This is a genomic window from Streptomyces sp. NBC_00247 (genome assembly GCF_036188265.1).
GTDB lineage: Bacteria > Actinomycetota > Actinomycetes > Streptomycetales > Streptomycetaceae > Streptomyces.
Map to the genome: position 1 here is coordinate 2,266,892 of NZ_CP108093.1, position 21,205 is coordinate 2,288,096.

Genomic DNA, 21,205 nt, shown 5'->3' on the forward strand with positions numbered 1-21,205 from the left:
ACTCCCCTTCCTTGCACGTCAGTTGTCGCGAGGTCAGCACGTCCTCGGTCACCTTTCCGTCTGCGTGCGGCCCGGCACCGTGGGGGAGCGCCGGATCGCGGTCTCGTCAGTGTCGGCGAAACGCTCGTGGTTGCTCCTGGTCTACGGCTTCGACGCTAACTCCGTTTCCGGGCGGGGTCTTGGGCCCCAGGGCTCAGCCGAGGCCCACCCGCACGGGCCGCGAACGAGCCGCGAACGAGCCGGTCAACAGCTCGGCCCTGAGCTGGGCTTGGGCCTCGCTCGGGGCCGGGGGCCCGTGCGGGCGGGCGGGTTCGCCACCTACCCTCCGAAGGGGCCATGGGCGTGCGCCGGGGAGAGGTGGACCGTGAGCGGTGGCGGCCGGCGAGAGGACCGGGGCGCGGACCACGAGGACGCCGGCACCGGTCGCGGCAAAACCGGTGACGGCCCGCGCACCGGATGGTTCGCTCCCCTCACCCGCAGTTGGGCGGCGGGCGCGCCGGTGTGCGTGGCCCTCGGCTTCATGGCCGACCGCGCGTCGGACGTGGTGCTGGGCTCCCCTCAGCACCTGGAGGACTTCGGCCGGCGGCTCCTCCTGCTGCACATACCCCACCTCGCCGTCACCGTGCTGGCCGTACTTGCCGCGGCCCGGCTGCTCCCCGAGAGCCACCGGGCCTCCCGGACGCTGTACCCGCTCGGCTGTCTGACCGTCCCGCTCGTCGGGCTCGGCAACGGCTACGGCGTCTCGTGGGAGGTGGTGGGCATCGAGGGCGTGCTCATGCCCGCCGTCTCGCTCGTCGCCGGCGCGGTCGTGGGGATCGCGCTGGACTGTCTGGCAGGGCGGTGACGGGCGGACGCACAGCGCCACCGCCGACGAAGACGAGTTCCCGGAGCTGGCCGCCCGGCTCTCCAGCGCTTGTGCCGCGATGATCCTGCCCATGGACGTTGAGGAGCGCGTGCCGCTGCTCGCCGCCGTCCTGCCCGACGGCGACGGAGTGGTACGCGCCCGCTGGGAGATCGCCCCCACCCCGAGCACTCGGAAACGGGCGCTCCTCAAGACTCTTCACCGAGGTGGGACCGTCACCGGCCGGGTGACCCGGATCGCCGACTTCTGCGTCACTTTCGTGGACATCGGCGGCTTCGAAGCGGTGATCAACGTCCCCGAGCTGTCATGGCGCCCCCTCAACCACCCCTCCGAGGTCGTCGCCGTCGGCCAGGAGATCAGCGCCGAAATCCTCGGCGTCGACCCGATTCGCGAACGCGTGTCGCTGTCGCTCAAGGCCCTGCACGAAGACCCGATGCCACCGCTCCTCGGACAGATCGGCCGGACCGTCGTCGGCCGCGTCACCAGGCTCGTACCGTTCGGCGTGTTCGTACGCGTCGAAGAGAAGAAGAACGGTTCGAGGGGCTGGTGCACAACACCGAACTGGGCGGCAAGGGCCCGGAGGAGCCGAGGGTATCCGTCGGCGACGCGCTCCCCGTGAAGATCCTGGACATCGGCCTGGCCCGGCGCCGCATCACCCTCTCGCACCGGCAGGCGATCTCCCCGGCCAGGGCGAACCCGGCGCCTGATCAGTCCGGGTCCACCGGGGCCTGAGACCACCTGGAGGACGTGAGGACCGGCGCCGGCGAGGGCCGGACATGGCCGTGCGGAGTCGCCGCTTGGCGAGGTCGGTCATGGGGCGTCACGAAGACAGAGGGCGGCGAGCCGCGGGAGTCGGCGTCGCATCTCATCGGGATCGTCGAAGTCGAAGTCCTCTCCCATGCCTTCGGAGCCCCGTTCGGAGCTGTCCCGGGAGGCTCTGTACGTGTCCCACGCCTCGTAGAAGTCCTCTCCATCGCCGGTGATGCGCGCGAACGCCTCACTGGAGGCGTAGTTGACCTCCTCGTAGAAGAGAGCCTCGTCGCGGTGCACGCGCACGGCGGCGATCACTGCCGGGTGCTCAGCAAGACTGTCCGGGCAAGCCGCTGCCTTCTCGTACCAGTGGCGGCCCAGGGCGATCAGGCCGGCACGGAAGTCCGTGAAACTGTCGTCCGAGCAGCCGCCGCCGATGAGGTAGGCGGCGGCCCATACGTCCCATCGATACACCGCGGCATGCACCTCGTCGAAGCGTTCCTGGTAGCTGAGGACACAGTCCTTGGTGCGGACGGCCAGCTCGTCGACCAGGGTTTCGGCGAAAGGTCTGTCTGGACCGCCGGCCGATCGGGCGGCCTCGACAATGGTCCAGAACTCAGAGGTGTCCATGCCGGGGCACTCTGCCAGCCGGGTGTGACAACGGCTCCCGATCCGACCCAGCCGAACGTCGTCTACGCCGACACCGGCCGGCTCCTCCGGGAGACCGGTGCCGACTCCGACCTGCGGGGCTCACGGCGGCGACACGAATGCCGCCGCCGCTCGATTCTCGCTGCGACGGTGCAGCGAGTTCTGAGGCCCTGCATCAGCTCGGTGTCAGGAAGTGGCACCGCGCGGGAAGGAAACCTCCACGCGCCGGTTCTTCTTCCGGCCCTCCTCGGTGCCGTTGTCCGCGATCGGGTATTCCTCTCCGTACCCACGGATCTCGAAGGTGACCTCGGCGCCGAACTTCTTGGAGAGCAACGCGTGCACGGCTTCCGCGCGCTCCTTGGAGAGCACGTCGCCGTGGGCCGAGGTGCCGAGGTTGTCGGTGAAGCCGAAGATCCGGACCTGGGTGGCGTTCTGCGCCTTGATCTCGGCCGCGATGGCCTCGATGCGGGAATTCGCTTGCGGACTCAGCTTCGCGCTGTCCTTACCGAAGAGCACCTCTGCCTGGAGCGCGAACTTGATGGACTGGTTCGAGTCCTCCCGCCGCTCCTCGCCGCCCATGTCCTCGACGACCTGGACGATGTCGAGAACCTTGCCGGGAGCCAGCGTGCCGCCCTCCGGCATCCTGAGGTCGGGGTCGTTGGCGTCGAGGGGTACGGGGGCCTCGGAGGTCGCCTCGGTGCCGGGGGGCACCGAGGGTCCGTCGTCGGCCAGGGCAGGCGTTCCGCCGAACAGGGTCATGCCCGCGAACAGCATCACCGAGGCGACGGGGACGGCGAGGTGGCGCCGTCGTTCCGGGGTCAGTCGAATGTCGGCCATCCGTGCACTCACCCGGAGATCTTGAGGGACGTGGTGGCGAAGGTCGGCAGGGTGAAGTCGACCTCGGTGGTGGTGGGGGGCGGTGCGGGGAACTGCATGAAGATCGAGGTGCTGTCTCCCGGCTGGAGCGACCTGATCTTAGTGGTGCAGAGGCAGCGGTTGTCCGTGTCGCGCAGGACGTAATAGCGCTTCTTGCCCACCTTGTCCACCAGCGTCGCACCGGCGACGGAGTTGAAGTTGACGTTCAATACGCCCGGTTCGTTCCCTACCCAGGAGGACGGGTTGACTGCGGCATCACTGCCGTTCTTGATGACTCCTTGGACGGTCACAAAACCACCTGCGTCCCGCAGCACCTGGTTGATCGTCAACACCACTCCGGGCCGTGCCTGGACCTCCGCGAGTTTGGCATTCGGATCGACGCTCTCGCCGGCAGCGGTGTCGGGCTGCTGTTCCCCCTTGTCCTCCGAGGAAGGAGTGGCGGATGCGGATGCCTGGGGCGCGCCCTCCTCGGTGGACTTGCCTCCGTCGTCCCCGCCACAACCGGAGAGCGCGAGGACGAGGGCTGCCGCAGCCGAGACAGCCGCCACCGCCCTCCGGGATGCGATCGTGCGCCGAATGCTCATGGGGCGAATCCTCTACTAAGTCGTTCGTTGTCATCTGTCGACCAAGTGCACGTCGAAGAGAATTTTGCTCACGGTGGCCCACGGCGGAGGGCTGCTTGGCCTAATCTCGACCGCCCCGTTCGGACAGGTGAAGTAGTAGATGTCCGGAACACCGTCGTCGTTGAGATCCACGGGCACCCAGGTGCATCCGAAGTCGATCACAGCGGTGGCACGAGCGGTCGCCTGAGTACCGTTCGATCCCGGCAGGACGGGCGAATCCACCGAGTCCGTGCCCCTCACCTTGACCGTCATCGAGTCCCTGTCGCGACCGAAGCCCGGATAGCAGTCTTCGACGGTGGCGTCGTTGGCGGAGGCCAGGCCCTGTGCGGCTCCGCAGGCAGGGGCGAAGGGGGTGTTGAGGAACTCGTCGATCGAGTTCGTCCAGAGCGCCGCGATGAAGGGCGCTTCGAACTCCTCCCGTACCGTTTGGGCCGCTGCCAGCGCGGAGGCATCCGCAGCCCCCTGCGCTCCGTTACGGAGAGCCGAAGCCTTCCCGACGGCGAAGAAGGCCAACGCGAGGAAGAGCAGGCCCGCCACCATCACGATGTAGATGGGGAAGGCCTGCCCGAGGTCGCGCCGGTTGCGGTTGGGCGTCATCCCGAGACGATGTCCCGCACCATGTCGCTGATGCGCCTGGAGATCTCCCCACCGATACCCGAACCGAGGATCGCGCCGATGATCGCCACGACCACCAGGATGATGCCCAGGTACTCGAACGCCGTCTGTCCCCGGTCCTTCGCCGCGTAGCGCTTCCGGATGGCCGAGACCGCCGTGTTGGCCCATCCGTTGACGCGGACGGCGCTCTTCAGAGAGATGTTCGACATGGTGGTCCCCTCCTGGTCCGGTCAGCCGCTCGTCGGCCGACTCGCACAGTGCTTCACCGTCGTTCCCGGTACCGGCTTCCTCCCGGCCGGTCCCGTCCGCGACACCAGAAACATACGGCCTGGAGGACTGCACGACAGAGGGTCCCAGGGCCCATTTTCGGACCCAAACCCCCCCGTGGTTCGCCCGGTTGTCATCCGCGCCGACCGATGGCGGTTCGGCCGCCCCCTGCGCGGTGTCCACACCCTCCATCGCTACCGCCCCCCTTGTGGGCCGGGACCTGCGGAAGGAGCCGTCCCGAGCCAGCGCGCTATCGCCTCGCTCCGGCTGCGACTCCGTAACTTGGTGAAGATCCGGTTGATGTGGTTCTTCACCGTCTTCTCGCTGATGAAGCAGGTGGCAGCGATTTGCTGATTGCTCATTCCGGAAGCAATCAACTCCATGATCTCCACCTCCCTCGAACTCAGGTCATGGGTAAGGTTTTTAGACATACCCACCCGGCGCGACGACTCGGTCGACTGTCCCACAGAAGGTTGCACATGCGAAAGACCTTCTGCCTGTCCTGACTCCCGCCCCGGCACGGGGAACGGCCGCTCCCCGTGCCGCGTCCTGCCCGCCTCCTCGTCAACCGCCGGTACGGACTCCGAAGTGAGCGCGGCACCGAGGCCGTCGGGCAGCGGCACTCGGCGCGCGGGGGCATCCTGACGCATGTGAGCCAGCAGGGCGCCCGCCGCCGTGGTGGTGAAGTGGGCGCGTCCGCGCGTGGTGTCACGGACCGCCTGCACGAGCTGATCCGCGGTGAACTCGCCGTGCACCAGGTAGCCGCCCGCGCCCAGCCGGAGGGCTTCCCGCACGATCTCGCTCTCCCGGCTGTACGTCAGCATCAGCACCGGGGCTATCGGCACCAGGTACGGCAGGGCCGAGATACCGTCGACGCCCGGCATCCGGACGTCCAGCAGGACGACGTCGGGACGGTGGTCCACCACCACCTCGTAGGCCTGCCGGCCGTCCGCCGCTTCCGCGGCGACCTCGATGTCGGGCCGCCCGGACAGCAGGGCGCTCAGCCCTGCTCTGACCACCGGATTGTCGTCGGCCACCACCACCCTCAGCGGGGCTTGGCGCTCGGGGAGCGGGGGAAAGGGGGCGGGAGGTGCCCCGGGGGTCGCCTGCCCGTCGGTGGCGGGAACTTCCGCGGCGTCCGGCTCCCTGTTGGGCACCGGTCGGAACTGCGGCGCGTCCCGTCGGTCCGGGTCGCGCCGTTCTCGCGTGCGGGGCATGTCTTCCGGCATGCTGCGGCCTCCTCTCAGGATCTGTCGACCTGTTGGGTGGGGGGAAGGAGCGTCGGCGAGGCCGCGACTGCGCCCTCGTCGGGTTCGGGCGCCGCCGGGTTTCCGAGCGCGGCGCGTGGCAGTTCCAGACGGACTTCCGTACCTCGGGCGGCCAGTCCCTGACCGATCCGGATGCGGGCGCCGATGGAGGCGGCCCGCTCCACCATGCCGACCAGGCCGAAGTGACCGGTCGCGCGGAGCGCGCCGAGGGACGTACCGGCGGGCAGTCCTCGCCCGTCGTCGCACACGCTGATCCGCAGCACATCGCCCTCCACTCCGGCGAGTACCAGCAGGTGCGCCGGGTCCGCGTGGCGGTGCGCGTTCTCCATCGCTTCCGACACGACGGTGAGCAGATGCCGGGCGACCGCCTGGGGAACCGGCGGTACCGGTACGTCACCCAGGGGACGGAACGAGGCCGCCACTGGGTGACGGTTGGCGAAATCGGTCGTACGGGAGCGAATTTCGGCCACCACGTCGACTCCGCCGTCCCAGCCCGACTCCCGGCGGAGATCGGTGAGGAGTTCGCGGGACTCCGCGGCGGCGCGTCGTGCCGAGCGGGCGACGAGCTCGGCCTGGCTCCTGATGGTGAGCGGATCGGTCCGGTCCGCCGAACCGGCCAGCCCCTCCGCCGCCATGGCCAGGCCGTACAGGGTCTTCGCCACGGAGTCGTGCATCTCCCGGGCAAGGCGGGTGCGTTCGCCCTCCACCGCCTCGCTGACGGCGAGCCTCGCCCTGGTCTCGGTGAGGGCTTGGCTGGCGGTTCCGAACCGGAGCAGCAGATTGCGCAGGGTGACCCCGACCGCGCCGGCGATCACGCAGAAGCCGGGAAGGAGGAGAGCGCTCGCGTCGTCGCTCCGCAGCCCGGGAACGGTGTTGTACACACCGAGCACGATCACGATCTGCAGCGCCGCGAAGACCGCGGCCCCTCTCCATCCGTAGACGAGCCCAGCCAGCAGTGGGGTGCAGACGGTGACGTAGGCGAGCGTCGAGTCCGGGGTGGCGGTGACCAGGAGCAGGGCTCCGAGGCAGACGTCGACCCCGAGGATCCACCGGTGGCGCAGCAGTTGGGGGCCGAACCGTTCCCAGTCGCGGAAGAGGAGGTACGAGCCCATGAAGGTCACGAGGATCGCCCCGCCGACGAGCCAGCCGGCGGCACCGGGGGCGGCGCCACCGATGGCGAAGGGCGTACCGACGGCGATCATCGCCAGCCGGAAGCCGAACACCTGTCGGCACATCGCCTGCAACGCGTTGACCTGAATGCCCAACGCGGGTTCGGTGGGCGGCACTTCGAGCGCCTGACGCATTTCGCTCAGCAGACCGCCGCCGAGCGACCGACTCACCCGACGGACCACCGCTCCACCCCCTTCCCGCTCACCGGCATCACCGTCGGTCTCCTCTCATTTCCCCGACACGAAACCCAGGTTGAGATCCGCCCCGTACACGAACCCGACCGTCAGCAGGATGAGCGTCCCCGGCAGCAGGAACGTCGTGACGGCGAAGGTCGCCTTGGGCACGGCCCGGGCGGCCTTGCGGCGTGCGTTCTGTGCGTCGGTGCGGCGCATGTCGTTGGCGATCTGGATCAGCGTGTCGACGATCGGAGCACCGAGTTCCTCCCCTTGCTGGAGGGCGGTGACGAACATGGCGACCTGCTCGGAGTCGTTGCGCCTGCGCAGTTCGTCGAAGGCCTGACGCCGACTGACGCCCATGTCCATCTGCCGCAGTGTGATCCGCAGTTCGTCGGCCCAGGGGCCTTCGTACTTCTCGGCGACGCGCCCGAGCGCCTGCCTGAACCCGAGGCCCGCGGACACGACCACCGCCAGCACGTCGAGGAAGTCCGGGAGGGTGCGTTCGATGTGCTCCCGGCGGGCCCTGACCGCCGACCAGATGCCCGCCTCGACCCAGAACAGGCCGAAGCCGACCATCAGCAGGGCGAGGAAGACCTGGCCGCGCAGCACCATGGCGAAAGCGCCGAGGAGACCGAGCGCGCCGTACACCGCACGCCTGGCCGCGTAGCGGTCGATGGTGAGGCCACCGGGGTTGCCCGCCATGTCGATCTGGCGGCGCTTCTTGTTGACGGCCTTCTCGCCCATCATCCGCAGCACCGACGGAGCCCACCGCATGCCGAGCCGGTCGACGCCCGAGCCGACGGCGGAGGTGCGGGTGGATCCGACTTCCAGGGCGACGGCGAGGTCGGTGGGAAGTTTGGCGTCGGCGCGGTACATCCGGTAGCCGTACAGGACTCCGTAGATCGCGAGTCCAGCGCCCGCGGCGAGCAGCAGGTCCATGTCCGTTCCTCCCTCAGACGTCGATGCGGGACATGCGACGGATGACGACGAATCCGATCGCGTACAGGGCGATGGAGACCACCACGGCGGCCTGGCCGAAGAAGGCTCCGGTCATGCGGTCCAGGGCTCCGGGCATCACCGCGTTCATCAGGAGCATCGCGCCGAGCCCGAAGACCGGGACCGCGTAGGCCGTCACGGTGACCTGCGAGAGCTGGGTCTTGACTTCGCGACGGGTCTCCTTGCGCTCCTCCAGCGTCTCGGTGAGGTTGCGCAGCGAGCTGACGACCGTACCGCCGGCCCGGTTGGAGAGCACCAATGTGGAAACGAGGACGGAGAGTTCGCGGGAGGGAAGCCGGTCGGTCAACTCGGCCAGTGCGTCGTCCAGGGACTCGCCGACCGCGAGGCGGCGCGCCACCCGGGCCAGCTCCTCCCCCGCCGGATTCTCCAACTCCTCGGCCGCCATGCCGAGTGAGGTGCGAAGGGCGAGGCCCGCCTGGGTGGCGTTGGCGAGAACCCGGGAGAGTTCGGGGAGTTGATTGATGAAGCGCTCGATGCGCTTGTTCCGCTGCCAGTTGAGGAAGGCATTCGTCGCCCACAGCCCGATGAGCGCGGCGACCGGGCCGAAGAAGGAGGCCAGCATCGCGGACGCGACGGCCCAGAGGACGGCCATCGCCGCGATCGCGTACACGAGGAACTCGCCCGGCGTGATCTCCAGACCCGTCGCGCCGAGCTTGAGTTCGAGCCTCCGGCCGAGTGTGGTCGTCCGCAGCCGCCGGTCCAGTCCGGCGAAGCGCCTGGTGTTCCTGGCGGCGTGCCCCGTGTAGGAGAGCCGGTCCACGAGGGCGTCGCGGTCCGCCTTGCCGCCGGTGTAGGCGTACAGGCCCCAGACGCCGAGTACGCCGCAGAGCAGCGTCGCGCCGACCGTGATCAGAGGGAGATATTTCATGGCGGGGGTACCTACATGGCCTCTCGGGTGGCGAGTTGATCGGAGTGCATGGCGACGCCGAACGCCTGCGGGATGGGCTGGCCGGCCATGTAGAGGCGGTCGGCGATACGGCGGGGCAGCGGGAGGTACTGGAACTGGCCGTAGATCCTGCCGTCCGCGGCCATCGGCTGCGCGTTGAAACGGGCGACGCTGACGATGCGGTACGGGTCGCGGCCGTGCGAGTCCAGCGCGGCGATCTCGGTGATCTTGCGGGTTCCGTCGGCGTGCCGGGTCAGCTGGACGATGATGTCCACGGCGCTGTTGATCTGGTCGTGCAGCGCCTCGAACGGGATCTTGATCTCGGACATCGAGGCGAGGGTCTGGAGGCGCATCAGCGCGTCCTCGGCGTTGTTGGCGTGGACGGTGGCGAGCGAGCCGTCGTGGCCGGTGGACATCGCCTGGAGCATGTCGAGCGACTCGCCGCCGCGGACCTCACCGACGACGATGCGGTCGGGGCGCATACGCAGGGAGTTGCGTACCAGGTCGCGGATGGTGATCTGGCCCTTCCCCTCGACGTTGGCGGGGCGGGACTCCAGCCGGATCACGTGGTTCTGCTGGAGCTGGAGTTCGGCGGAGTCCTCGATGGTGACGATGCGCTCGTTGTTCGGGATCAGTCCGGAGAGGGCGTTGAGCAGGGTGGTCTTCCCGGTGCCGGTGGCGCCGGAGACGATGATGTTGAGCTTGGCCTGGACGAACCCGGCGAGCAGCACCAGCATCTGCTCGTCCAGTGAGCCGAAGCCGATCATCTCGTGGAGGGTGAAGGAGCGGGGGAAGCGGCGGATGGTGAGGGTCGCGCCGGTGAGCGAGAGCGGCGGGATGATCACGTTGACGCGCTCGCCGCTGGGGAGCCGGGCGTCGACCATCGGGTTGGACTCGTCCACACGGCGGTTGACGGTGGAGACGATGCGTTCGATGGTCTGCATCAGCTGTTCGTGCGACCCGAAGCGCAGGGGCAGTTGCTCGACCTTTCCGCTGCGCTCGACGAAGACCTGGTCGGGGCCGTTGACCATGATCTCGGTGATGGACGCGTCCTCCAGCAGCGGCTCCAGGATGCCGAGGCCGAGGGCCTCGTCGACGACGCGGCGGATGAGCTGCGAGCGCTCCACCGTCGAGAGGACGGGGCCCTCCCGGCTGATGATGTGGCCGAGTACCCGTTCCAGCCGTACCCGCCGGTCGGCGGCGGCCAGCGAGGACATCTCCGCGAGGTCGATCTCCTCAAGGAGCTTGGCGCGGTAGAGGGCGACCATGTGGCCGTCCTCGCCCGCCCCGCCCTTCTCCTCGGGAGCGGTGATGCGTGCCCGCAGGCTCATGTGGCTGACTCTCTTTCTGGCTTCCGGTCGGTGCTGCGGGCGGGTGGTACGGGCGTACGGGAGGTGGCGGAGCGGTCAGCCCTTCGGGAAGGTGGCGCTGCGTTCGGCCCAGGACCAGTCGACGCCGGGAACCACGCTCGGGACCTTGATGCGTACGGTGGCGGTGACCTCGTCGGCCCCCTCGGACATGGCGATGTCGAACTCGTCGCCGCCGGTGAGCCAGTCGCTGATGGCGTCGCGGCCGTCCTGCGCGGCGTCCCCCCGGGGGTAGTCCTGACTGGCGCTGCGGGCCGCGACCCGGGCGGCGGTACCCGCCTGTCCGGCCGCGTACGCCGCGAGACCCAGCTGGACCGCGAGCATCCCGACCAGGAGCAGCAGGGGGAGGAAGCCGAGGTACTCGATGGCCACCTGACCGCGGTCGCGGCGCACGGCAGGGGGCGGGGAGGGCACGGAAGGCCTCGTGGTCGTCATCGGCTCAGCCCTCCCGCGGTGAGGCCGCGTCACCGTCGATGTGCACGTCGAGGTCGAAGAGGCCGGGTACGAGTACCGGAACCTTGAGGCGGACCCTCGTCCGGTAGAGGGAGGATCCGCCGCCGCAGCTGATGACCGCGTTCCCCTCCCAGGCGTCGGGCAGGTTCTCACGCGCCTTCTGCCGGCAGGCCGAGTTCGAGCCGAACTCCGCCCCGGCGCCGGCCCGCGCGCCCTTGTCCGCGGCGTTCCCGGCGAGGCTGAAGGTGTAGCCGACGAGGGCGAGTTCCCAGAGCACGAGCATGATCAGGATGATGAACGGCGTCATGCCGAGGAACTCGATCGCCGTCTGCCCCCGGTCGCGCTCCGGCCCGCCTGCGGTACGGAATGGGCCCCGTCCTTGGACCGGTGCGGGCTCAGCGGCGGCGGGCCGCCCGTCCCGGGAGGAGGCGTCGGGGCGCCTCCTCCCTATGTCGGTGTCGTGCGTCGGTGTGGTGGTCATCGGTCAACGTGTCCCCTCGGTCCGTCCCCGGCCCTGGTCCGCGCCGCGCCGTCCGCGCGGGCCGCCGACCGAGCCCCGGTCGTTGCGCGCCTTGCCGTTCTTCTTCTCCCCGGGCCGGGGCTTGACGATCCCGATCTCCCCGGCCAGTCCCCAGAGCGCCTGCTTGACCGTGCTCTTGGCGTCGAGTTCGTGGAGCCGTCCGGCGTCCACGACTCCCTGCAACTCCTTGAACTGGGCGGGCACGGCCACACCGGCGACCCTGGTGCCGGTGATCTTCTGGATCAGTGGCGGCTGGATCTCGGTGTTCCGGGTGTAGCGGTTCACCACGGTGAGGGTCTCCTCCGCCTTGCGGATCTGCAGCCGGTCCCACATCCGCACGATGCGCTTGGCGCCGCGTACCGCGATGACGTCGGGGGTCGTGACCAGCACGGCCACGTCGGCCATCTCGACGGCCGCCGCGTTGGCGCCGTTCATCTGACTGCCGCCGTCCACGACGACCACCTCGTACCGCGAGCGCAGGGCGCTGACGATCTGGCGGGCGGAACGGTCGCTGACTTCCTCGCCCCGCTCCCCGTCGCCCGGCGCGAGCAGCAGGGAGAGTCCCGTGGAGTGGGAGAAGACGGCGTCGGTGAGGACGCGGGGCGATATCTCCGAGACCAGGGCGAGATCGACGATCGACCGGCGGAACTGCACGTCCAGGTACGAGGCGACGTCACCGGACTGCAGGTCCATGTCGACGAGGGCGACGGTATGGCCGGACGCCTGGGCGGCGAGGGCGAGTTGTACGGCGGCGAGAGTGCAGCCGACGCCGCCCTTGGCACCCGTGAGGGTGACGACCATGCCGCCGGGGCCGGTGAAGACCTCGTTGCCGGCGACGAGGTGGCGCCGTACGCCGGACGCCCACTGGGCCGCCGCCTGGATGCGGTTGACCAGTTCCTCGTAGCCGAGGGGGAGCGTGACGATGCCGCGGGCACCCGAGTCCATGGCGTCGGCGAAGAGCGCGGGGCTGGGGTCGGCGGTGATCAGGACGACCCCCACCGCCGGGAAGCGCAGGGAGACCTCCCTGATCAGCTCCAGGGCGGGCACCGGACCGATGCGCTCGTGGACGAGGACGACCTCCGGCAGCTCGTCGAAGGCCTCGCCCGCCAGCCGGGCGAGGGTGTCGATGAGCTGGGTGGAGTCACCGACCGGCGTGGCCGGTTCGGCGTCGGGCAGCTGACTGAGCAGAGTGGTGACGGACCTGGCCGCGTCGACGTCCCCCACGGCCGGGAGGATTCTGGTGGTCATCCGTCCTCACTTGTCCTTGTCGAGCTGGTAGGTGCGGTCGCCCGGACGGATCGTTCCGTCGCTGCCCGGGGCGACGAGCGCCAGTCGTACGTGCTCCGCGAAGGACTCGGCGTACGCGATGCGCTGGGTGTCCAGCGTGTTGAGGGCGAAGGTGATCGGCACCGCCTGCGTCATCTGGAAGGAGGTGCCGTTGCGGTCCGGCTCCAGCGCGGTGAGCTTGCCCACGTCGAGCACCTTGGCGTTGGCGACGATCACCTTCGACTGGGCGGGATCACCCTCGCGTTCGGCGGCGAAGGTCGCGTAGACGTTCACCGTGGCACCCGGAGTGATCTTGCCCGCCACGCCGGTCGCCGCGTCGATCATGATGGCGATCTCCTGTTCTCCGGCACGGAGTTCGGGTTTGGCGACCATCATGTCGGTCTGTAGCAGCGAGCCCTCCTGGAGCTGGGTGACGGCGATCTTGCCCTGAACCTCACGCAGATCGGTCACCGCGTTGGTGGAGAGCCACCGCTCGGGCATCGAGACCTTCTCGAACTGACCGCTGTTCAGGGCCGTGTACGGGGCGACGTTGGTCTTGAGCTGGTACGCGGTGACCTCGGGTCCGACCTTCGAGTTGACGTCACTGATCACGGAGAGCACACCGGCGAAGACGCCGAAGGCGCACAGGACCGACAGGAGCAGGAGTATGACGCCACGGCGCTGGCGGGAGTTCATGGACCGGACAACCTCGTTCGGATCGGATGCGTGGGGCTGCGGACAGGGAGGGGTGCGCGCGGTGCGGTGTACCCGGCGCAGGGCGGGTGACCCGGCGACGGTCGCTACCGCTCACGGGCGAGTACGACCGAGGCGTGGGCACGGCGCTCGTGCTGCGCGAGGGGGGACGAGCAGAACCCGCAGCGGTCACCGATGAGTTCCATGCCGCACCAGTGGCACGTCTCCCGGCGCACCGAGGCCACCAGCTGGTACAGGACGGAGATGTCCGGGAGGTAGGACGCGAATTCCACCAGCTTCTGGGTGCCCCACCAGCGGGCCGACTCGGCGGGGAGCGCCGCCTCGTGAATGGCCTGGACCTTCCAGTCGGGGGCCAGTCGCTCCCGCACCCATTCCTGCGGTGCCTGCCCCTTGGCGATCAGCAGATGGGTCGCGAAATCCGGCCCGGGCAGCGGCTCCATCGTCGGCCGCACTTTGACCAGTCGCTCGTGGGTCCCGGTGAGTGCGACGAACTGGGCGCCCGGAACCCATGACTTGGCGTGCTCCTTGAGGCTGACCGGAAAACGGTCCAGCTTGGCGACGGAGTTCAGCAGCGCTCCGGTGTGGATGTAGTGGGCGAGCAGCCGTACGGCCGAGGCGATCACGCCGGGGCTGAAGTCGCAGATGGAGAGCTGGCGCAACTGCCGTACGAGTACGGCGATTCCCAGCGGTGGGAGATCGACCTTGAGGAGGGCGATCCGGTCGCTCTCCAGGACGGAGCGGATGGCGTAGAGCCGCCGCTCGTGGCCGGGCGGAAGGGAGGACGGGTACACGGCGATGACGTATCCGTGCTGCTCCAGCAGGAGATGGATGTCGCCGACGGCGAGTTCGAGTGCCTGATCCTCCGGCGCGTGCAGCAGAGCGGCGGTCGGCGTCTGCTGGTCGGTGGGTGGTAGCACCAGGTCAGCGCTGGTTACTGCAATGGCGATCGGCACGCTGTTCCCCGTTCGGCTCCGGCCGGCGTCGCGCCGCCGACCGCAATCGCTCCTGTCCGTGGTTCTTCGACAGCACTGTAGTCACGTCCCACCAGGCGGGAAACCGTCTTCAGGAATCAATATGGAGACGGCCACCAGGAACGCGGCGTGGGCGCCGGACCCATATCAGCCCGGACGGAAGGTAGTTGAATTGGAAGCCGCAAGGAGGTTTATCCGGTTCTTTTCCAGCCATTCGCCAATCCGCCGATCTTGGACCGGCGTTGAGGGTTTCATGCACTGACGTGCGCGCCCCTGTACGGCAATTGATGAGTATGGGAACTCATTGACGTCACCCGCTCCCCCGTGCGTCCGCATGATGCCCCTCGGTGCGGACGTCAACCTTCTTTGCACACGCCATTTTATCCGGGTGACGGTGCGCTCCGACGCGACGCCGGGCACCGCACTCCTCCGACGGCGGGGCCGGCCCCTCGCGCCGCCTCCCTCAGCAGGCACGGAAGGGGAGGGCCGGACGAGGGTGGCCCTCCCGGGCCGCCGTTCGGACACGTCCTCACAACCTCTGGGTAGGCGCGCCGCGTTGACATGGGGGCGCGGGTGCACACGCCCGCAAAGGCTCTGGCGGGAATCCTCGGGACCCGGGTCCGGAGGGGTGCGCACCGAGCACCCAGACCCACCCGGACCGGACAATCGGCACCCCGCTCGCACTCTCCCGACAACCGCTAGGACGAGTGAATCGGCATCACAGGTCTTGACAACTCGATTGGTCTGGACCAGTTTATCGGCCAGCGGTGGCCACCGTCCCCCGTCGCCCTCCCCCGGCGACCCCCCACGCAGAACAGCACAGACCCGCACGGCCCCCCCGGCACACCCACGCCACCACCCCGACTCCCCCGGAGGATGCAGTGGAACGCACCGCAGGCAGAAGGCACCGCAGGCCCTACACCCGACCCGCGCTCGGCGCCGCCATGGCCGTCGTCGCGGCGGGCGCGCTGACCCTCACCGGTCTCGTGAGCAACGCGGAGGCCGCCGACGTCAACGTGGCCAAGAACGCGGGCTTCGAGTCGGGCCTCACCAACTGGACCTGTACGGCCGGCAGCGGCGCCACCGTCTCCTCGCCCGTGCACGGCGGCAGCTCCGCCCTCAAGGCGACCCCCGCCGGGCTGGACAACGCGCAGTGCAGCCAGACCGTCGCGGTGAAGCCCAACTCTACGTACAGCCTGTCCTCCTGGGTGCAGGGCAGTTACGTCTACCTCGGCGTGAGCGGCACCGGCACCACGGACGTCTCCACCTGGACGCCCAGCTCCACCGGCTGGTCGCAGCTCGCCACCAGCTTCACCACCGGCGCCTCGACCACCTCGGTGACGGTCTACACCCACGGCTGGTACGGCCAGCCCGCCTACTACGCGGACGACATCGCGGTCACCGGCCCGGACGGCGGCGGTGGCACCGATCCCGCCCCGACGGTCCCGGCCACCCCGGCGGGTCTCGCCTCGGGCTCCAAGACCTCGTCCTCCGTGTCGCTCTCCTGGAACTCCGTCTCCGGGGCCACCGGCTACACGGTCTACAAGGACGGCGCGAAGGCCACCACCTCGACCGGGACCTCGGCGACGATCTCCGGGCTCTCCGCCGACACGGCCTACTCCTTCGCGGTCAGCGCGACCAACGCGGCGGGCGAGTCCGCCAAGTCGTCCGCGCTCAGCGTCCGTACGTCCACCTCGGGCACCACCAACCCGCCCGCGTCGACCACCGTGCCCAAGCACGCGGTGACCGGCTACTGGCAGAACTTCAACAACGGTGCGACCGTCCAGAAGCTCAGCGACGTGCCGTCCGCCTACGACATCATCGCGGTCTCCTTCGCGGACGCCACGTCCACGCCCGGCGCGGTCTCCTTCACGCTGGACTCGGCCGGTCTGAACGGCTACACCGTCGACCAGTTCAAGGCCGACATCAAGGCGAAGCAGGCCGCCGGGAAGAACGTCATCATCTCGGTCGGCGGTGAGAAGGGCGCGGTCGCGGTCAACAGCGACGCCTCCGCCACCGCCTTCGCCGACTCGGTCTACTCGCTGATGCAGACCTACGGCTTCAACGGCGTCGACATCGACCTGGAGAACGGCCTCAACTCCACTTACATGACGAAGGCGTTGCGCTCGCTCTCCACCAAGGCGGGTTCGGGCCTGGTCATCACCATGGCCCCGCAGACCATCGACATGCAGTCGACGTCCGGCGAGTACTTCAAGACGGCGCTCAACGTCAAGGACATCCTGACCGTCGTCAACATGCAGTACTACAACAGTGGTTCGATGCTGGGCTGCGACGGCAAGGTCTACTCGCAGGGTTCGGTGGACTTCCTCACCGCTCTCGCCTGCATCCAGCTGGAGGGCGGCCTCGACGCCTCGCAGGTCGGCCTCGGGGTTCCCGCCTCGACCCGCGGCGCGGGTAGCGGCTACGTCGCCCCGTCGATCGTGAACGCGGCGCTCGACTGCCTCGCCAAGGGCACCAGCTGCGGTTCGTTCAAGCCGGCCAAGACCTACCCGGCGCTGCGCGGCGCGATGACCTGGTCCACCAACTGGGACGCCACCGCGGGCAACGCCTGGTCCAGCGCGGTCGGCGCGCACGTCCACGCCCTGCCGTAACGACCGCAGCGCACCGGCCGGATCACCTGTCGTGACCGGCCGGCCACACCGTCGACAAGCGCCACCGCTCCCCCGGTGGCGCTTGTCGGCGTTCCGGGAGAGCGGTGGCGGGTGGAGCGGTGGCGGGTGGAGCGGTGGCTCCGGGGGGACGCGGAGCCTCAGCCGAGTACGGCGAGCGCGTCGATCTCGATGAGCAGGCCCTTGGGCAGGCCGACGTAGACGGTGGTGCGCGCGGCGGCGGGAGCCTTGAGTCCCTGCTCCTCGAAGTACGCGTTGTAGATCTCGTTCATCTCGGCGAAGTGGTCCACGTCGGTGAGGTAGACGCGCATCATCATCACGTCGTCCCAGCCCGCGCCGCCCTCCTCCAGGATCGCCTTGACGTTGGCGAAGGTCTGGAGGGTCTGCTCGCGCAGGGTGGGGCCGGCCGGGGTCGGCGCCTGGCCCTCGACGGCGGGGAGGAAGCCGACCTGGCCGGCGACCTGGAGGATGTTCCCCTTCTTCACCCCGTGCGAGAACTTCGCGGGCGGGGTGGTGTGGGTGCTGGGGGTGAGGGCGGTCTTCTCGGTCATGGGGTGTCCTTAGACGGTGCGGTGTACTGGTGCGGTGTGTGTATCGGCGCCCCGGGGCGCGGTGCGGTCCCCACGGCGGGGGCACGGCGGTGCCCGCCCCTACGGCGGGGGAACGGCGGTGCCCGAGTACTCCCGGCTGATGGCGTCCGCGGTGCGGCGCAGCAGCGGCAGCAGGGCGAGCAGCTCCTCGGAGGTCACCACGACGTTCGGCGCGGAGAGCGACATCGCGGCGACCACGCGTCCGTCGGCCCCCCGGACGGGGGCGCCGACACAGTTGATGGACTCCTCGTGGCCGCCGAGGTCGGTGGCCCACCCCTGTTCGCGGACGACGGCGAGCTCACGGAGGAAGGCGGCGGCGCCGGGCGTCGAACGGGGCGTGTACGACGGGTAGTCGAGCCGTTCCGCGACGGCCCGGCGCTCCGGCTCGGGAAGGTCGGCGAGGAGCAGCTTGGCGACGGCGGCGACGGACATGGCGACGGTCTTGCCGATGCGCGAGTACATCCGGACCGGGTAGCGACTGTCGACCTTGTCGATGTAGAGGACCTCGCCCTCCTCGTACACGGCGAGGTGGACGGTGTGTCCGCACGTCTCGTTGAGCTCGACGAGGTGCGGGTGGGCGATCTCGCGGACGTCGAGGTTCTCCACGGCTTCCTGGGCGAGCGCGAAGAGGCGGGCGCCGAGCCGGTAGCGCTGGTCCTCCTGGCGGTAGACGAGACCGTGTTCGCGCAGGGTGCGCAGCAGGCGCAGGGCCGTGGACTTGTGGACGCCCAGGCGGTCGGCGACGCGGCCCAGGTCGGCGGGGCCCTCGGCGAGCAGCGGCAGGATGCTGAGCGCGCGGTCGACGGTCTGGCTCATCGGAGTGTTCCTTCCACGGCGTGCCCGGGCTCGTGACCGGCTGCCGTACGCCCCGTCCATCCGGGCCTAAGTCGCAGTTTCCCCCAGGCCGCGTCGTCCAGCGCGGCGAGCCGGTCGGCGTGGGCGCGGGCCGGGGGGTGGGCGAGGTCGCCGGGGACGGTGAGGACGGCGGCGGCCATCAGGTGACCGTGGCGGACGCGGTCGCGGACGGGCAGCCCGCGCAGGGTGGCGGAGAGGAAGCCTGCCGCGAAGGCGTCGCCGGCGCCCACGGCGGCGACCACGTCCACGCGCAGGGCCGGGGCGGTGGTGGTCTCGTCGGTTCCGGGGCCGGGCGGGGTGTCCTCGGGGCGGGCGAGGACCGTGGCGCCGTCCGCGCCGTGCTTGACGACGAGGACGGCGGGTTCGGGCAGCGCGGCGCGGATGGCGTCGGGGCCGTGCACGCCCCATGCCTCCGCCGCCTCGTCCTCGCCGACGAACACCACGTCGGCGCCGCGTGCCAGGTCCCGCAGGACTCCGGGCCCCGCAGCGTGTCCGCGCCAGAGGCGGGGGCGGTGGTTGATGTCGAAGGAGACCAGGGGGCGGCCGGGGCGCTGGGCGGTGAGGGTGCGCAGCAGGGCGAGGCAGTCGTCGGAGAGCGCGGCGGTGATGCCGGACAGGTGGAGGACGCGCCCGGCGAAGAGGGCGTCGTACGGGGCGTTCAGCGGCGACATCGCGGAGGCGGCGGACCCGGCCCGGTAGTAGGCGACCTCGTGGTGGCCGTCCGCGCGGTCGGCGGCGGTGCGGAAGTAGACGCCGGTGGGGCGGTCGGGGTCGCGCAGGACGGCCGAGGTGTCGACCCCGTGTCCGGCGATCGTGTCGACCAGGTGGTCGCCGAAGCCGTCCTCGCCGACCCGGCCGACCCAGGCCGTGCGGTGTCCGGCTCCGGCCAGGGCGCAGGCGACGTTGGACTCGGCGCCGCCGATTCCGCGCAGGAAGGCGGGTACGTCGGCGAGGCGGCCGGGCTCGGTGGGCAGGAAGGTCACCATCGACTCGCCGAGGCAGACGACGTCCACGGCAGCGGCGTCGGCCTCGGCACCGGTGGCACCGGCGTCCGCCGGGTCGGCCGTTCCCGTTCCCGTCGCCGCTCCCGTTGCCGTTCCCGTTCCGGGCACCTGGGCTCCTCGTCGGTCGTTGATCGGCAGGGCCGCGTCCCCGCCTGCTCCGCCGGCTCGTCGTTGACCCGGCGTCGGCTCGGATGTTAGACAGCCTGGAGCGACATACGCAATGAGCGTTGCGGAGGATGCAACGCTCGAAGGAATCAGGGAAAGGGGATCCGCATGGCAGCCGACGCGACATCCGGCGACGGGACCACGGGCACCACCTCGGCCGGCCCGGCCGAGGACGCGGTGACGGTCGCGGAGCGGTACGCCGCCGCGCTGGCCGACGAGCGGATCGACTCCCGCTTCAAGGGCCTGCCGCCGGACGCCGAGGGTCTCACCGTGGGCGCCCTCGCCGCCGAGGCCCGGCCCCTCTTCTCCGGCGGGTTCACCACCCCGCTGCTGACGCTCTCCGCCGAGTCGCTCGCCGACAACCTCGCGCTCCTGGAGACGTACACCGAGCGGCACGGCCTGGCCTTCGCACCGCACGGCAAGACCTCGATGTCGCCGCAGCTCTTCGCCCGTCAGCTCCGGCACGGAGCCTGGGGCATCACCGCCGCCGTTCCGCACCAGGCCCGCGTCTACCGCGACCACGGCATCCGGCGGATCTTCCTCGCCAACGAGGTGGTGGACCCGGTGGCACTGACCTGGCTGTCGGGCGAGCTCGACGCGGACCCGGAGTTCACCTTCGTCGCGTACGTCGACTCGGTGCGCGGGGTCGAGCTGATGGACGAGGCGCTGCGCGCGGCGGGTGCCCGCCGCCCGGTGGACGTGGTGGTGGAGCTGGGCGCCGGCGAAGGCGCCCGTACGGGTGTGCGTACGGAGTCGGAGTGCGCGGCGGTCGCGGACGCGGTCGCCGCCGTGTCCACGCTGCGGCTGGTCGGGGTCGCCGGTTACGAGGGCGAGGTGCCGAAGGCCACGACGGAACGGGTCGCCGACTGGCTGCGCCGACTCGTCTCGCTCGCCGTGGAGTTCGACCGGGCGGGCAGGTTCGGCGGACTCACCGGGGACGAGGAGATCCTGGTGAGCGCGGGCGGCAGCGCCTGGTTCGACGTCGTCGCCGAGGTGTTCGCGGAGATTCCCGAACTGAGCCGAACGGTGTGCAAGTTGCTGCGTTCGGGGGCGTACGTCTCGCACGACGACGGCCAGTACCGCAACCTCACCCCCTTCAACCGGGTCCCGGAGGAAGGAGAGTTGCGTGCCGCCTTCCGGCTGTGGACGCAGGTCGTCTCGCGCCCCACCGACGGCCAGGCGTTCGTCAACGCGGGCAAGCGGGACGCCGCCCACGACCTCCACCTCCCCGAGGCCCAGGTGGTCCGTTCGGCCCGGGACGGGTCGGTGCGCCCCGCGACCGGGATCACCGTCACCGGCCTCTCCGACCAGCACGGCTGGCTGGCCACCGAGCCGGGCACCGGGCTGGAGGTCGGCGACTGGGTCGGCCTGGGGCTGTCGCACCCGTGCACCTCCTTCGACAAGTGGCAGCTCATCCCCGTCGTGCGCGAGGACGGCACGGTCGAGGAGTACCTGCGCACCTACTTCTGAGCCGCGCCGCACCCGTGCACCACCTGAGCCGCACACCAGAAC

At 70.0% G+C, this 21,205-nt stretch carries 22 protein-coding genes; 4 read left to right on the forward strand and 18 right to left on the reverse strand.

The genetic code is table 11. From position 1 onward, the window contains the following. Window positions 1-364: 364 nt before the first annotated feature. Both OHT52_RS09335 and OHT52_RS09340 read left to right on the forward strand, forming a co-directional pair. Window positions 365-844 (forward strand): hypothetical protein, encoded by a 480-nt coding sequence (locus OHT52_RS09335; RefSeq protein ID WP_328719664.1) that lies wholly within the window; start codon window positions 365-367, stop codon window positions 842-844. Between the two features lie 91 nt (window positions 845-935). Continuing rightward, window positions 936-1,481, forward strand: coding sequence for a S1 RNA-binding domain-containing protein (locus OHT52_RS09340; RefSeq protein ID WP_328719665.1), 546 nt, complete (start codon window positions 936-938; stop codon window positions 1,479-1,481). 191 nt (window positions 1,482-1,672) lie between these two features. Here OHT52_RS09340 and OHT52_RS09345 read toward each other — a convergent pair whose 3' ends face one another. The 15 genes from OHT52_RS09345 to OHT52_RS09415 form a co-directional block, all read right to left on the reverse strand. After that, complete coding sequence (locus tag OHT52_RS09345) at window positions 1,673-2,242, reverse strand: DUF4240 domain-containing protein (protein WP_328719666.1); 570 nt, start codon at window positions 2,240-2,242, stop codon at window positions 1,673-1,675. A 204-nt stretch (window positions 2,243-2,446) separates the two neighbouring features. Further along, window positions 2,447-3,097, reverse strand: coding sequence for an OmpA family protein (locus OHT52_RS09350; RefSeq protein WP_443046532.1), 651 nt, complete (start codon window positions 3,095-3,097; stop codon window positions 2,447-2,449). Window positions 3,098-3,105: 8 nt separating this feature from the next. Then, a complete protein-coding gene (locus OHT52_RS09355; RefSeq protein ID WP_328719667.1) occupies window positions 3,106-3,720 on the reverse strand; it encodes a hypothetical protein in 615 nt (204 codons plus the stop codon). 30 nt (window positions 3,721-3,750) lie between these two features. Next, the gene (locus OHT52_RS09360; RefSeq protein WP_328719668.1) at window positions 3,751-4,356 is read right to left on the reverse strand and encodes a pilus assembly protein TadG-related protein; all 606 of its coding nucleotides are present in this window, start codon (window positions 4,354-4,356) and stop codon (window positions 3,751-3,753) included. Further along, window positions 4,353-4,583 carry a hypothetical protein gene (locus OHT52_RS09365; protein WP_328719669.1) on the reverse strand — a complete coding sequence of 77 codons (231 nt, stop codon included), beginning with the start codon at window positions 4,581-4,583 and terminating at the stop codon, window positions 4,353-4,355. Before OHT52_RS09365 ends, OHT52_RS09360 begins: the two co-directional genes overlap by 4 nt. A gap of 252 nt (window positions 4,584-4,835) precedes the next feature. Further along, on the reverse strand, window positions 4,836-5,870 hold the full coding sequence (locus OHT52_RS09370) for a response regulator transcription factor (RefSeq protein WP_328719670.1): 1,035 nt from the start codon (window positions 5,868-5,870) through the stop codon (window positions 4,836-4,838). Window positions 5,871-5,884: 14 nt separating this feature from the next. Beyond that, window positions 5,885-7,213, reverse strand: coding sequence for a sensor histidine kinase (locus OHT52_RS09375; protein WP_328723670.1), 1,329 nt, complete (start codon window positions 7,211-7,213; stop codon window positions 5,885-5,887). A gap of 93 nt (window positions 7,214-7,306) precedes the next feature. Then, the gene (locus OHT52_RS09380) at window positions 7,307-8,194 is read right to left on the reverse strand and encodes a DUF5936 domain-containing protein (protein ID WP_328719671.1); all 888 of its coding nucleotides are present in this window, start codon (window positions 8,192-8,194) and stop codon (window positions 7,307-7,309) included. 13 nt (window positions 8,195-8,207) lie between these two features. Further along, window positions 8,208-9,140 (reverse strand): type II secretion system F family protein, encoded by a 933-nt coding sequence (locus OHT52_RS09385; protein ID WP_328719672.1) that lies wholly within the window; start codon window positions 9,138-9,140, stop codon window positions 8,208-8,210. A gap of 11 nt (window positions 9,141-9,151) precedes the next feature. Further along, window positions 9,152-10,489: a CpaF family protein gene (locus OHT52_RS09390; RefSeq protein ID WP_328719673.1), complete on the reverse strand. Its 1,338-nt coding sequence runs from the start codon at window positions 10,487-10,489 to the stop codon at window positions 9,152-9,154. Window positions 10,490-10,564: 75 nt separating this feature from the next. Continuing rightward, window positions 10,565-10,960, reverse strand: coding sequence for a TadE/TadG family type IV pilus assembly protein (locus OHT52_RS09395; protein ID WP_328719674.1), 396 nt, complete (start codon window positions 10,958-10,960; stop codon window positions 10,565-10,567). A gap of 4 nt (window positions 10,961-10,964) precedes the next feature. Continuing rightward, window positions 10,965-11,459 (reverse strand): TadE family protein, encoded by a 495-nt coding sequence (locus OHT52_RS09400; RefSeq protein ID WP_328719675.1) that lies wholly within the window; start codon window positions 11,457-11,459, stop codon window positions 10,965-10,967. Window positions 11,460-11,462: 3 nt separating this feature from the next. Next, window positions 11,463-12,746, reverse strand: a complete 1,284-nt coding sequence (locus tag OHT52_RS09405; protein WP_328719676.1) for an AAA family ATPase — start codon at window positions 12,744-12,746, stop codon at window positions 11,463-11,465. Window positions 12,747-12,752: 6 nt separating this feature from the next. After that, on the reverse strand, window positions 12,753-13,460 hold the full coding sequence (gene cpaB / locus OHT52_RS09410) for a Flp pilus assembly protein CpaB (protein WP_328719677.1): 708 nt from the start codon (window positions 13,458-13,460) through the stop codon (window positions 12,753-12,755). Window positions 13,461-13,564: 104 nt separating this feature from the next. Further along, complete coding sequence (locus OHT52_RS09415) at window positions 13,565-14,431, reverse strand: hypothetical protein (RefSeq protein ID WP_328719678.1); 867 nt, start codon at window positions 14,429-14,431, stop codon at window positions 13,565-13,567. Window positions 14,432-15,330: 899 nt separating this feature from the next. On the opposite strand from OHT52_RS09415, the gene OHT52_RS09420 reads away from it, so the two are divergent. Next, window positions 15,331-17,061: a chitinase gene (locus tag OHT52_RS09420; protein ID WP_328719679.1), complete on the forward strand. Its 1,731-nt coding sequence runs from the start codon at window positions 15,331-15,333 to the stop codon at window positions 17,059-17,061. A gap of 158 nt (window positions 17,062-17,219) precedes the next feature. Here the strand turns inward: OHT52_RS09420 and OHT52_RS09425 are convergent, their stop codons facing one another. From OHT52_RS09425 to OHT52_RS09435, 3 genes are all read right to left on the reverse strand, one after another. Continuing rightward, complete coding sequence (locus tag OHT52_RS09425) at window positions 17,220-17,630, reverse strand: RidA family protein (protein ID WP_328719680.1); 411 nt, start codon at window positions 17,628-17,630, stop codon at window positions 17,220-17,222. A 99-nt stretch (window positions 17,631-17,729) separates the two neighbouring features. Next, window positions 17,730-18,485 (reverse strand): IclR family transcriptional regulator, encoded by a 756-nt coding sequence (locus OHT52_RS09430; protein WP_328719681.1) that lies wholly within the window; start codon window positions 18,483-18,485, stop codon window positions 17,730-17,732. After that, window positions 18,482-19,510: a sugar kinase gene (locus OHT52_RS09435; RefSeq protein ID WP_443046779.1), complete on the reverse strand. Its 1,029-nt coding sequence runs from the start codon at window positions 19,508-19,510 to the stop codon at window positions 18,482-18,484. Before OHT52_RS09435 ends, OHT52_RS09430 begins: the two co-directional genes overlap by 4 nt. Window positions 19,511-19,801: 291 nt before the next feature. Between OHT52_RS09435 and OHT52_RS09440 the strand changes: the two genes are divergently transcribed. Continuing rightward, the gene (locus tag OHT52_RS09440) at window positions 19,802-21,163 is read left to right on the forward strand and encodes an alanine racemase (RefSeq protein ID WP_328719682.1); all 1,362 of its coding nucleotides are present in this window, start codon (window positions 19,802-19,804) and stop codon (window positions 21,161-21,163) included. The last annotated feature ends 42 nt before the right edge of the window (window positions 21,164-21,205 follow it).